The sequence below is a fragment of the Haemophilus parainfluenzae genome (assembly GCF_014931395.1).
In the GTDB taxonomy this organism is placed as follows: Bacteria; Pseudomonadota; Gammaproteobacteria; order Enterobacterales; family Pasteurellaceae; genus Haemophilus_D.
Map to the genome: position 1 here is coordinate 1,629,029 of NZ_CP063120.1, position 12,176 is coordinate 1,641,204.

A 12,176-nucleotide genomic window follows, 5' to 3' on the forward strand; every position below is an offset into this window, starting at 1 on the left:
TGATAGTTGGTTATTGGCGAGATTTCTTTCTTCTTGGGTTTTGATTTCTTCTCTCTTTTCTTGCTAACACTTTTGCTTTGTATTCCCTCCACCAGTCAGGATCACCATCAGGTTCAACCTTTAACACCTCAGCTAAACCTACTCCAATGCTAAACGATTGAATCCCGTCTATATGCTCGGCTAAATCTGGTGATATATTGTTTTTGAGTGGGTTTAGAATAAAGTCCACGCCTTTTATTCTTGCTTGTTTGGCTGCTGGAACGAAGTCGGAATCACCAGCAATTAAAATGATTACATCAACTAGCTTTTCATAGGAAAGAATGGTTATATCCATTCCTAATTTTACATCAACAGATTTTTGAGTAATATCATAATACCAATCGTTATTGGTTAAATCTTCCCATTTCTTAGTTCCTCTCCTTAAGGCGATTAATGTATTCTCATTTAATTTCCAGCCGGAATCCTGCAATCTTCCCATTCTTAACGCTGTTTTTCTATTTCCTTTAAGTTTTAAATGGAAGTCTGAACGAAGTTTGTTAAGTGGGTCACTTTTGAAATTTTTATCTCTCGGAGTAGTTTGCCCTTTTTCTGGCAGTGGATATTTGACTTGCTTGTCTAGCGGAGGGCTGTCGTAGTAATAGATGCGGTAGAGTTCTTGCGTCTCTCTGCTTGAATGGTTACCTCTCTCAATCTCCGTGTGGAATCTAACCATACCCCACATTAAGTCGATTAGGTTGTCTGCTGTTATGGCTGTATTTCTAAAGTATTTCCTAGCAAAAAATGCGACCCTAGAAAAGAAAAAACCGCCATCAATTAGAATTGCTGTTCTTTTCATACGTTATAATAAGTAAAAACCCATAACAACCGTACAGATATTAAAAGTGGTCTGAGAGTTGCTATGGGTTCCGTCTTAATTCCTATTTATTATCGTTAGTTAATAAAATACTGTCAAGTGATTTATTTAAATTTTAACAGTGGTTAGAGGTTTACAGCCTCAATATGGATAGTGCGGATAAATCTACCAATGAATTGAGCATTTTCACACACATCATCGCTTATCTGTTCTGGTGGATATATTTCATTGTCAGAAATCATACGATAACCGCCTCCGATCATCTTTTGAATACGTTTGATAAATAACGCACCGTCAATGGCAAAAGCATAAATACCATCGCCACTATAAGCATTTACTTTTGTGTCTAAAAACACAATATCGCCTTTTCTTATGGTCGGCTCCATACTATCGGTTGGTACATTAACTAGACAAATACCGTCTGATGACTTTTTACCGACTAGCTGTGCCATTCCCTCGTCTGTTAAGTATAGGCTCGAAATAATCTCTGGATAATCTGAGTTCTCAAAGCCTGTTAATCCTGCTGCCGCTCTCACATCGTAATAATCTATTCTATGTTTATGCAAAACACCGAATTCACCACTGATCAGATCGCCTTGTAGCTCTGATTGGATTGTATTTGGATCTGTCATAACAGCATCTTCAAAATTTCCTCCATCTCTAAGCCATTTGTAATCAACACCAAGAAATTCGGCAATTTCTGTGAGGTTACGTGGTTTTAACACCTTGTCATTAATAATGTTTCCAATAGCCATTGTTGAAGTGGCTAATCTTTCAGCCATAAGCTGTCTTGAAATTCCTTTTAAATCCATAACGTAGGCAATTCGTTTGCCTAGTGTATCTAGTGTGTTCATAAGTTCACCTCTAAATAGATTGTAAAAGTTTTCTTTATAAAGACAAGAAAATAAAACTTTACATTTAATAAAGTTTCGTTTATTATGCCTATAAAGTTTAATAAAGCAAGGTTTATTATGAATAAAGGAATTTTAAAAGCTATTAAAAAATGCAATGGGCAGAAAGAGCTTGCTAAAAAATGCGGTGTTACGCAAATGGCAGTTTCTTATTGGTTGAATAATAAAACTCAACCATCAGCGGAAAAATTAGCACTTATCGTGCTTGCAACAGAGTTTGAGGTTAAGCCTTGGGAAATCATTCCAAGCAAAGCGATTAAACAGGTATTTACCAGAAATTAGGCGACAAAAAAAGCCTCTGCTGTAACAGAGGCTTTGATTAAGTCGTATGTAAACCTTTATCAGTCGGAGGACATCAAAAGATGAATAAATTATTACCGATTATGAACAAAAATTCAAGTGTTTTGACAATGAGCAGTAGAGAGATTGCAGATTTAGTTGAATCTCGACACGATTCAGTTAAAAGAACCATTGAACGCTTACAAGACAAGGGATTAATTCAACTTACACCAATGGTGGAAGTTAAAAATCATCTAGGTCAAGTTGTCACAGAATACCAATTAATTAAACGTGATACCTATGTTGTGGTAGCTCAATTATCACCAGAATTCACAGCTCGATTAGTTGACCGTTGGCAAGAGTTAGAAAATCAACAAATGCCGCAAATCCCTCAAACATTGTCAGAGGCTTTGAGATTGGCAGCAGATCAAGCGGAGCAAATCGAAAGACAAAATCTACTGCTTGAACAGCAACGCCCTAAAGTGGAATTTGTTCAACGTTATGTAGAGGCTGGTACAACTAAATCACTTCGTGAAACAGCGAAAATCCTAAAAGTCCCTGAAAGAGCAATGATTGATTGCCTCGTTGGTGATGGGCTTTTGTTTAGACAGTCTGGAAACTTGTTACCTTACCAAAAATACCACGTCAAAGGCTTGTTTGATGTGAAAACTGGCACAACAGAATACGGCCACAATTACACTCAAACACGAGTTACCAGTAAAGGAATTGAATATATCGCATCTCGTTATGCTTCGGAGTTGATGTAATGAGTGATTTTATCGTTAATTCATTCCAATTACCTAACTCGGTCGTAGATGAATTACTGGCCGATTTAACAGGTGCGGAATTGAAATGTTACTTACTTGTGGTTAGAAAAACAAAAGGCTGGAATAAGGAAATTGATAGCATTTCTATCGGTCAATTTATGGAAGTGACAGGGTTGAGTAATCGCTCTGTTATAACTGCTTGCGAATCACTTGTTGAAATGGGATTGCTTGAGCGCTCAGGCGGTGAACGCAAATTGAATACCTATTCAGTGAAATCATTTGAGATTTCACAAACTGGTGAAAAAAGTTCATCAGATGAAACTGGTGAAAATTTTTCACAAACTGGTGAAAAAAGTTCATCAGATCTGGTGAAAAAAGTTCACACACAAAATAACAATAAAAACACTATACAAAATACAAGTAAAAAAAATACCAAAAAAAGTGTTTTGGAATTGCTTGCTGATTTTGGAATCACTGGGCAACTTGCTGATGACTTCATGATCCATCGCAAGGCCTGTAAAGCACCAATTACTGGAACAGCACTGAAAGGCTTTCAGCGTGAGGCGGACAAAGCTGGAATACCTCTTGCCGAGGCAATCACAATATCCATCGAGCGTAATTGGCGTGGATTTAAATCCGAATGGGATTGGCGAGGCGGTGGAGTCATCCATCGACAACCGCAAAAAATGACATTTACCGAAAAGAATGCGCAGCCGTGGAATCGTGAAGAAGATTGGGAAGGAGTTTTCTAATGAGCCAAGTAACAACACTAAACCAAACTACAACAAAACAAGCTCCAGTTATCGCAGAGAAGTTAATTGACAGAGTTTTCGAGCAACTGATCGCATCTTGCCCAACGCTCTTAACGGTTCAACCTGAACAATTAAAAATTCTTAAACAACAATGGATTTTAGGCTTTGCCGAGAATGGTATTAAAACGTTTGAACAGGTTAAGCGTGGAATGGCTGCCGCAAGAGCTAAAACAAACGGATATTTGCCAAGTGTAGGCGAATTTATTTCTTGGTGTAACAACTACAACAACCACGAATTAGGATTGCCAACGCTGGAAGAGTTAGAGGCTAGACTTCAAAAATACTTTGGTTATGCGAAAGAGCCACACAATTTCAAGTTCCGCTCAAGAGCAGAGTATTACTTGTTAAAAACAATCTATGACGGTTACGGCAAAAAGAAATGGGAAGATTGCCAAAAGGCTATGCCGAAAATCCTTGCCGAAGTAGTTGAAAAGGCTCGCACTGGATTTGAGTTCCCACAAATTCCAGAGTTGCTAGAGAAAAAGCCAAAAGTTATTCCGCCGGAAGTATCAAAAAACGGTTTAGCGAAAATCAAAGAGATTATGGGGATTGCGTAAATGACAGAGCAAAAATTTGATAAAGATACATGGCAAACGCCTAAATACGTGTTTAATTGGTTAGATTCTCGTTTTAGCTTTGTTGTTGATGGATGCGCTAACTATGAAAACAATTTATCCACTTTCTACATTGGAAAAGGTGGCATTTTTGAGGATTTTTTAGACTTCAATATCAACCAGCTTGAATCAATCGCATTTGGAAAGGCTGCAATATATGTCAATCCGCCTTATTCAAATGTGACTCCGTTTATTGTTAGAGCTAAGGAGTTAAGAGATTCAGGGCATACCGTTGTTATGCTGCTCAATAACGATAAATCAACGCAATGGTATCAAAACCACATTCAAGGCGTGGCTAATGAAGTGATTGATATTACAGGTGGTCGAATTGCGTTTATTCACCCGATAACCAGCAAGGAAATCAAAGGCAACTCAAAAGGGCAAATGGTTGTAGTGTTTGATCCAACAATGGAAGATTTTGTCACGCGTTCAATTAGCCTTGATTTTATCAAGAAAGTAGGTGGTTACGATGGAGCATAATTACCCTCGGATGTATTTAGTCAATGAGGCAGTAAGAAATCGAGTGATCGACACTATCCGCCAATTGCCAATAAGCGAATCAGATCCCCTTGTTGTGGAGATAAGGGTAAAAACCCGCTCAATGGAACAGAACGATAAATTTCATGCAATGCTTGGTGATATATCAAATCAGGCGTTATGGCAAGGCGACAAATACGATTTATACGGATGGAAAAATTTATTGGTGAGCGGGCATACCATCGCAACAAAACAGCCATACAAGCTAGTCACTGGCATTGAGGGTGAATTGGTAAACGTTCGAGAGAGGACCTCAAAAATGGGTGTTAAGAGAATGGCAAGCTTAATCGAATACACAACCGCTTGGGGCATTGAGAACGGTGTTAAGTTTAATGACAAATGGGAGTTTTAAGCTATGAGAACGTTAATTTTTATTTTAATCATCATCGGGTGTCTTGCTATTGGATATTTATCAAATAGCACGCTTGGGTGGTTATCTTCGCTCTTGAGTACTTTATCTTTCATTATGGGTATTGTTATTTGTGCTGATTTTTCAAATGAAAAAACTTTAAGTAGTGAACTTTTGAAATTTAAAAAGAAATACTACGAACTCAAATATGTTAAGGATAAAGTCGAATGAGAGAAGAAATAGCCCTATCAGTAGTTCTTTTCGTGGTTGTATTTGTGATTATTTGTTTTATTGAGGGTGCGGACGATGAATGAGAAAGAATTGAAGATTTTGATTATAGCTTATGCCTGTGTTGTTATAGGGACAATCTTAATCACTGGTAAATGGTGGTAGATATGAGTAAGCCTAAGGAAACCAAATGCAAAGTATGCGGTTGTTACTTTGTCAAAACAATAAGCTCAATGCAAAAAGTCTGCTCACCTAAATGTGCGATTATTCTTTCAAAAGAGCAAGCAAGGAAGAAAAAAGAGAAAGAGGAAAGAGCAGAAAAAAGAGAGCGTAAAGCTAAATTAAAAAGTCGTTCTGAATGGTTGAAAGATGCTCAATCGGTATTTAATAAATTCATTCGTTTGCGTGACAAAGACGAGCCTTGTATAAGCTGCGGCAAGTATCACAAAGGGCAATACCACGCAGGGCATTATCGGAGTGTTGGAGCTTGTCCAGAACTAAGATTTTGTGAATTGAATGTCCATAAACAGTGCGCACCCTGTAATGATCATAAGAGCGGAAATATTATCGAATATCGAATTAATCTAGTTAAAAAAATCGGTGTAGATAAAGTTGAATGGTTAGAGCGACAGGACCACGAACCAAAGAAATATACAATCGAAGATTGCAAAGAAATCATTAAATACTACAAAGCCAAAATCAAAGAGTTAGACGGGAGCCAAGAATGAGTTATAGCGTTGAGCGAATTTTAGAAAAATGGGGTAATTGCTGGGGTCGTGACAGAATTGGAACAGAATATCCAAGCACGACAATTTCAATCCCCGTGCTGCCGGCAGCAAGAAAGGCTTACGTCAAGTTCTTGACAGATGATGAGTGCTTAAAAATCGAAAAGCAAATAATGAACCTGCATGATGATGATTTATTGCAGTATCAAATTTTAATGGCTCTATACATTCAACAAGTAAGTGAGAAAGATATTTGTAACGCCCTTAATATATCCCCAGCCAAAATGTACCGAGAACGTGCGCAAGGAATTAGATTTTTAAAAGGTGCTTTTGTCGCAGCTCAAATTAAATTTATGTTTTTGGGGTAAATTAAATCTATATAGATTTTTTTATTTGAGAATTTGGTAAGGCATCCTGAATTTGGGATGTAGATCACAAAGTTGAAATAAATTTGGCTTAAAACTTACATAAATATTTTGGGGTCCGTAGAATAGGAGTTTCTATTTAACCAAAGAGGAACCAAAATGACAAAAAGAAAATCTTTCAGTTTTAAGTTTCGCAAGAGAATAAAGGTTGCGCCTGGGGTAACAATAAATTTAAGTCGAAGTGGTGTTAGCACTACACTTGGCCCCAAAGGGTTTTCTTTAAACGTAGGGAAAAATGGGGCGCACTTAAATGCTGGTATTCCAGGTACTGGTATCTATAACAGATATAAAATATTTGGTGCCGATAAAAAGATAGAGCCATTATCAAATGATGATATTTATTTTGAACATTTACTTAGTAACATCATGCATTTCAAGCACTTTTTCCCGTCATCAAAATTAGGCGAATTAAGGAATAGGTTCAATTCTCTTAGTCAAAAACAGAGATGTTTAGTAATAAATAATGCAGATTTAATACATCCGTCAAAAGTAGGTTTGATGTCATTCTTTTTAGGTTGGATTGCAATAGATCGATTTTATTTGAAAGATTATACTCTTGGAGTATTAAAGATTATAACTATACCAGTCGGGATAGGTGTGTGTTGGTGGTGTCTTGATGTATTATTTTGTTGGAACAAAGTTAAAAAGATAAATTATCTGCGTTTTTCTGAGGCTATAGATAATGCCAGAGATTCGTAAAAAACGAAAACCCCGTTTACAAGACGTGGTTTTTACTTTATATTGTGTTTCAAGGTGTCGAAGCCTGAAACCAAAAGCGGAAGTCCGCACCCGAAAGCATAGCGGTTTTTTTGTGCGTAAAATTTGTGATCTCGTTTAGTTTTATTGCCATTAAGACTTAACACACACAAATCCAATTTCATCTATGCCGAGCGGGTGACTAATACAATACCCGCAAGGGGAATACGTCCAGCTGACTTTTGGCAGCCTTCGAACCGCTCGGCGCCCTATATGGGTAAATCTCAATATCGAAGAAACACCAAAAGGAGACATTCCATGTCTAATCAATCTCAACTCTCTACATTCAACTTTGAATCAAATTCTATCCGCACTTTAGCTATTAACAATGAGCCTTGGTTTATTGCTAAGGACGTTTGTGACACGTTAAAAATATCTAACGTAAGCGATGCTTTATTAAAGCTAGATGATGATGAAAAGGCGACTATCGGTTTAACCGACAGTCAGGCAGGAAACGGCGCTCAAAGTATTTCTATCATCAGCGAAAGCGGAATGTACACTTTAATTCTTCGTTGCCGTGACGCAGTGAAAAAAGGATCTGTACCACACCGCTTTAGAAAATGGGTAACAAGCGAAGTGTTGCCGCAAATTCGAAAAACTGGCTCTTACAGTAAAACCACAGTAGACCAACGAACAGGATTACGAAATGCAGTAAACATGTTGGTAAGCAAGAAAGGATTAATTTATTCAGATGCCTATCATTTAATCCATCAACGCTTTAATGTGGAATCAATCGAAGATTTGACATTAGAACAATTACCTCAAGCGGTAGAGTATATTCATAAAATCGTGCTAGAGGGTGAATTGATTATCGAGGAAAAGAAAGAACCAAGTATGAGCCTTAATTTAACTGAGAGAGAACTTAAAGACTTGATTAATACATGGATGGCATTTACACGCTTTTCTGATAGTGTCGGTTTCTTGTTGCGAAAAATACAACCAATCATTCACGGCAACCTTTATAGTTCGCCTGAATTTAATTTAAGATGGTGTAATAAAGTTATCCATGACACACAACCGATAATCAAAAAATTGTTGGAGCGTCTTCCGCAGACCCAATTACTACACAACAGCAGAGCGCAAGTAAAGCAACGCTGTGAAATGTAGAATATACACTTAAAAAAGACCGCACTTTGGAAATATAGTGTAGTTTGAAAAAATAATTAATAAAAGTGTTGACAGCTTGCAAGTAAAATTGTAGTATATGGTATAAGTTGCGGTTTTAGCGCATAGCGAACGCAAAATAAGTTTAAAAACAGCCCTGATCGGAAACGGTCGGGGTTTTTTATTATCCAAACACCAAGCTCATGTTTATCGCATGAGCTTTTTTTATTGCCCCGCAAACAAACAGCGAGGTGGAGTATGAGAATGTTAAAAGACGCAGGGAATCAAAGTATTTTTTGGTCTGGCTTTGGCGCATTCTGGGCAATGTATTCATTCCAAGAATGGCTGGCTATTTTTGGTTTGATTATTGGTTTGATCAGTGGTCTCGTTAATATGTACGCTAAATGCCAAGAGGGCAAGGTTCGAGAAAACGAAGAACGCAGAGCGGAAGAAATGCATCGAGCGAGAATGAAACGACTAGAACAGGGGCTTGATGATGGTGTTAGGGAAGACTAGGAAAGCGCTTGGTGCTTGTTCCGTTATTGCGGTTATCGGGATTATGTACTCTCAATTTAGCGGAGAGCTAAGATTAAGCCCTGCTGGAGCAGAGATAATCGGTAATGCAGAGGGTTGTATGGCTACCCCATATAAATGCCCTGCTGATGTATTGACTGTTGGTGTAGGCTCAACAGAATACTCTGGACAAAAGATAGAGCCCAACAAGAAATACACAAATGAAGAAATCGCATACCGATGGAAAAACGATATTAAACTTGCCGAATCATGCGTGGATAGATACGCCAACGGCAGAGCATTACCACAATCTGTGTTTGATGCTATGGTATCTGTCACGTTTAATAATGGATGCGGTAATCTTAAAAATTCAACAATGTTTCGATTAATGCGGAACGGTAATTATGTTGCTGGGTGTAATCAACTTCTACGTTGGGTCTATGCTGACGGACGAAAACTGCAAGGCTTAGTTAAGCGTAGAGAAAAGGAAAGAGCGTTATGTTTAGCAGATTTAAAATCTACTCAATCGTAATCATCGCATTAACCATTTTGGGCTTGTGCGGTTGGATTTGGCACCAATCAAAGAATATAGATGAGCTAAGAGCCGAAAACCAAGTGCAAGCCCAAACCATTAAAAACCAAGAGCAAGTCAATCAATCTTTGAAAGATACGATTGAAGTAGAGCGCCAAGCAGTAGAGCAACAGAGAGTAATCAATGATGGAATCAAACAAGCAACACAAGACAAAGTGCAAGTGGTTCGAAAAATCATTAAGAGCCAACCTTGTTATAGCGCTCGTATTAATGATGACGCTACTGAGCGGTTGCACTAACAAGGTAACAACAAAGACGGAATACATTTATCCGCCTCAAGCATTTCTAACGCCTTGCGTTAAAACTCCGTTTACTGGCAGCACATACGGTGAGGCGGTAGAGCATTTAATCATAGTGCAAGGTGAGCGTGATATGTGCGCCAGTCAAATCACAAACATCAATAAGTGGATTAATCAAACTAAGACCGCCAAATAAAGTGCGGTCTTTTTTTATCAACAAAAACAACAGGAGCGCAAAATGCTAACAATTAAAATCATCCAGGACGGTGTAACGTCAATCACAGAAAGCAATAGCTTTGCATTTTATGATGAGACATCTCGTGAGTACAAAGAGATGCTTAGACTTGCTGACAAGCTAAAAGAGAACCCAACCGAACTTAACGGTATTTACTACACCCAGCCAATGTTCGCCGACCAAGAGTGTAAAGAGGTTATCCGCAAGGAGTCAATCTACTGCTCAGCTCGAAATAATCCAACAGATAAAATCATTGGTGTGATGATGGATTTTATACCAGATGACGAGTACGGCAATCAAGGCATTGAGAAAGAGATTGCATACAGCTTAATTGGTGCAGAAGATCACATCTACGTTACCAACGAGCAAGGTAAGACGGTTTTTAATATTTAAGTAAGGATTCCCTATGTCAGACGTGAAAGAGAAATCCACGTCTAAAGGCGTGGTGAAATTAACTGATAAGCAAAAGCGGTTTATTGAAGAGTACCTAATAGACCTTAACGCAACACAAGCAGCAATTAGGGCTGGTTATAGCGAAAAAACAGCGTATTCAATAGGTGAAGAAAACCTGAAGAAACCTGAAATAAAGCGTGCCATTGACGAGGCTCAATCAAATCGCTCAAACAGAGTGCAGATAACTCAAGATGATGTTATTCGTATGTTGATTGAAAACATTGAAAAGTCATCTGGCACTAAGCAGGTAGTTATCACTCAAACAAGAAAATCAGAAGATGGTGAGTTTGTTGGTGATGATGTTGCTCAATTTGTCTATGAACCGTCTAGTGTAAATAAAGCCTTGGAGTTATTGGGTAAACACTTGGGAATGTTTAAAGATAAATTAGATGTAACCACTGGCGACAAACCTTTGCCGACAGTAATCAACGTGACATTTAGCGATGAGCCTTGATATTAAATTCCCGACAAAGTTCCGAGCATTATTTGAAGATATGTGGCGTTTCATCATCTTCTATGGCGGTCGTGGTTCAGGTAAGAGCTTTAATATAGCGAGAGCGTTAATTATTAGAGCATACCACAATCCGACACGTGTGCTTTGTTGCCGCGAGATTCAAAAGTCTATATCTGATTCTGTTATTCAGATGTTAATCGACCAAATAGAGAGATTAGAGCTTCAAAACTTCTTTGAGGTGCAGAAAACTCAAATCATTGGTCAAAACGGTTCAAGATTTACATTCGCAGGGCTTAAAACAAATATCACTTCAATCAAATCAATGACAGGTATTGATGTTGTTTGGGTTGAAGAGGGTGAGAACGTATCAAAAGAAAGCTGGGATGTATTAATTCCAACTATTCGGGAAGATAAATCTCAAATTATTGTCAGCTTTAACCCTAAAAACATTTTAGACGATACCTATCAGCGCTTTGTAATTAATCCGCCAGAAAGATGCTCGTCTGTGTTGGTTAATTGGCAGGATAATCCGTATTTTCCAAAAGAGCTAATGGAAGATATGGAGCAAATGCGAGAGCGTGACTACGAGCTTTACAGACACGTTTACGAGGGTGAGCCAGTAGCCGATTCAGATATGGCAATTATTAAGCCTTTATGGATTGATGCTGCGGTAGATGCTCATATTAAACTTGGTTTCACTGGTAAAGGCTTGAAGAAAGTCGGCTTTGACGTGGCAGATGAGGGCGTTGATAGTAACGCAAATGCGTTTGTACATGGCTCAGTCGTTCTTGATGTTGATGTTTGGAAAAATGGCGATGTTATTGATTCAGCCAATCGAACAAATCAAAGTGCGGTTAATTTCGGTGCTGATTTAATTATTTTCGACAGCATCGGTGTTGGTGCTGGTGTAAAAGCTCACTTCAAGCGACTGCCTAAAACTATTCAAGTCGAGGGCTTTAATGCTGGTGGCTCGGTAGCTTATCCAGAGCGTGAATATATCAAAGGCAAGAAAAACCAAGATATGTTCTCTAATATCAAAGCTCAATCTTGGTGGTCGTTAAGAGATAGATTTTATAAAACCTATCGAGCAATCAAGCACGGCGATGTTTATCCTGATGATGAACTAATAAGCCTATCAAGTAGTATTAAAGAGCTGGAATATCTCAAGGCTGAATTATCTCGTCCTAGGGTGGATTACGATAACAATGGGCGAGTTAAGGTAGAAAGTAAAAAGGATATGCGAAAACGTGGCATACCGTCACCAAATATGGCTGATGCGTTAGTAATGTGTTACGCACCAACAAAACCAAAATCATTATTGGATTTATAG

Annotated in this window: 20 protein-coding genes; 18 read left to right on the forward strand and 2 right to left on the reverse strand. The window is 38.2% G+C overall.

What is annotated here, in order from left to right; translation table 11 throughout:
* Positions 1-10 precede the first annotated feature (10 nt).
* Positions 11-835, reverse strand: a complete 825-nt coding sequence (locus tag INP94_RS08215; RefSeq protein ID WP_197543279.1) for an NYN domain-containing protein — start codon at positions 833-835, stop codon at positions 11-13.
* A 143-nt stretch (positions 836-978) separates the two neighbouring features.
* On the reverse strand, positions 979-1,707 hold the full coding sequence (locus INP94_RS08220) for an XRE family transcriptional regulator (RefSeq protein ID WP_232087392.1): 729 nt from the start codon (positions 1,705-1,707) through the stop codon (positions 979-981).
* A 117-nt stretch (positions 1,708-1,824) separates the two neighbouring features.
* On the opposite strand from INP94_RS08220, the gene INP94_RS08225 reads away from it, so the two are divergent.
* From INP94_RS08225 to INP94_RS08305, 18 genes are all read left to right on the forward strand, one after another.
* The gene (locus INP94_RS08225; RefSeq protein ID WP_197543280.1) at positions 1,825-2,046 is read left to right on the forward strand and encodes a transcriptional regulator; all 222 of its coding nucleotides are present in this window, start codon (positions 1,825-1,827) and stop codon (positions 2,044-2,046) included.
* An 80-nt stretch (positions 2,047-2,126) separates the two neighbouring features.
* Positions 2,127-2,810, forward strand: a complete 684-nt coding sequence (locus INP94_RS08230) for a phage antirepressor KilAC domain-containing protein (RefSeq protein ID WP_197543281.1) — start codon at positions 2,127-2,129, stop codon at positions 2,808-2,810.
* On the forward strand, positions 2,810-3,562 hold the full coding sequence (locus tag INP94_RS08235; RefSeq protein WP_197543282.1) for a replication protein: 753 nt from the start codon (positions 2,810-2,812) through the stop codon (positions 3,560-3,562). Before INP94_RS08230 ends, INP94_RS08235 begins: the two co-directional genes overlap by 1 nt.
* Positions 3,562-4,179 (forward strand): replication protein P, encoded by a 618-nt coding sequence (locus tag INP94_RS08240; protein WP_197543283.1) that lies wholly within the window; start codon positions 3,562-3,564, stop codon positions 4,177-4,179. Before INP94_RS08235 ends, INP94_RS08240 begins: the two co-directional genes overlap by 1 nt.
* A complete protein-coding gene (locus tag INP94_RS08245; RefSeq protein WP_197543284.1) occupies positions 4,180-4,716 on the forward strand; it encodes a DNA N-6-adenine-methyltransferase in 537 nt (178 codons plus the stop codon). It begins immediately after the preceding gene.
* Complete coding sequence (locus INP94_RS08250) at positions 4,706-5,125, forward strand: recombination protein NinB (RefSeq protein ID WP_232087393.1); 420 nt, start codon at positions 4,706-4,708, stop codon at positions 5,123-5,125. Before INP94_RS08245 ends, INP94_RS08250 begins: the two co-directional genes overlap by 11 nt.
* Positions 5,126-5,128: 3 nt before the next feature.
* The gene (locus INP94_RS08255; RefSeq protein WP_197543285.1) at positions 5,129-5,353 is read left to right on the forward strand and encodes a hypothetical protein; all 225 of its coding nucleotides are present in this window, start codon (positions 5,129-5,131) and stop codon (positions 5,351-5,353) included.
* A 164-nt stretch (positions 5,354-5,517) separates the two neighbouring features.
* Positions 5,518-6,078, forward strand: a complete 561-nt coding sequence (locus tag INP94_RS08260; protein ID WP_197543286.1) for a recombination protein NinG — start codon at positions 5,518-5,520, stop codon at positions 6,076-6,078.
* On the forward strand, positions 6,075-6,443 hold the full coding sequence (locus INP94_RS08265; RefSeq protein WP_197543287.1) for an antiterminator Q family protein: 369 nt from the start codon (positions 6,075-6,077) through the stop codon (positions 6,441-6,443). The genes INP94_RS08260 and INP94_RS08265 overlap by 4 nt, the downstream gene beginning before the upstream one ends.
* Before the next feature lie 156 nt (positions 6,444-6,599).
* Entirely contained in the window at positions 6,600-7,199 is a 600-nt protein-coding gene (locus tag INP94_RS08270; protein ID WP_197543288.1) for a DUF4236 domain-containing protein, read from the forward strand.
* A 315-nt stretch (positions 7,200-7,514) separates the two neighbouring features.
* Positions 7,515-8,363, forward strand: coding sequence for a BRO-N domain-containing protein (locus tag INP94_RS08275; protein WP_197543289.1), 849 nt, complete (start codon positions 7,515-7,517; stop codon positions 8,361-8,363).
* Positions 8,364-8,624: 261 nt separating this feature from the next.
* Positions 8,625-8,876, forward strand: coding sequence for a phage holin family protein (locus INP94_RS08280; protein WP_197543290.1), 252 nt, complete (start codon positions 8,625-8,627; stop codon positions 8,874-8,876).
* Complete coding sequence (locus tag INP94_RS08285) at positions 8,857-9,405, forward strand: lysozyme (RefSeq protein ID WP_197544284.1); 549 nt, start codon at positions 8,857-8,859, stop codon at positions 9,403-9,405. Before INP94_RS08280 ends, INP94_RS08285 begins: the two co-directional genes overlap by 20 nt.
* Entirely contained in the window at positions 9,372-9,704 is a 333-nt protein-coding gene (locus tag INP94_RS08290; RefSeq protein ID WP_197543291.1) for a DUF2570 family protein, read from the forward strand. The genes INP94_RS08285 and INP94_RS08290 overlap by 34 nt, the downstream gene beginning before the upstream one ends.
* Positions 9,679-9,900, forward strand: coding sequence for an Rz1-like lysis system protein LysC (gene lysC / locus INP94_RS10910; RefSeq protein WP_420026413.1), 222 nt, complete (start codon positions 9,679-9,681; stop codon positions 9,898-9,900). Before INP94_RS08290 ends, lysC begins: the two co-directional genes overlap by 26 nt.
* A 42-nt stretch (positions 9,901-9,942) precedes the next feature.
* Positions 9,943-10,332, forward strand: coding sequence for a hypothetical protein (locus tag INP94_RS08295; RefSeq protein WP_197543292.1), 390 nt, complete (start codon positions 9,943-9,945; stop codon positions 10,330-10,332).
* 13 nt (positions 10,333-10,345) lie between these two features.
* Positions 10,346-10,846 (forward strand): terminase small subunit, encoded by a 501-nt coding sequence (locus INP94_RS08300; RefSeq protein WP_197543293.1) that lies wholly within the window; start codon positions 10,346-10,348, stop codon positions 10,844-10,846.
* Positions 10,836-12,176: a PBSX family phage terminase large subunit gene (locus INP94_RS08305; protein ID WP_197543294.1), complete on the forward strand. Its 1,341-nt coding sequence runs from the start codon at positions 10,836-10,838 to the stop codon at positions 12,174-12,176. Before INP94_RS08300 ends, INP94_RS08305 begins: the two co-directional genes overlap by 11 nt.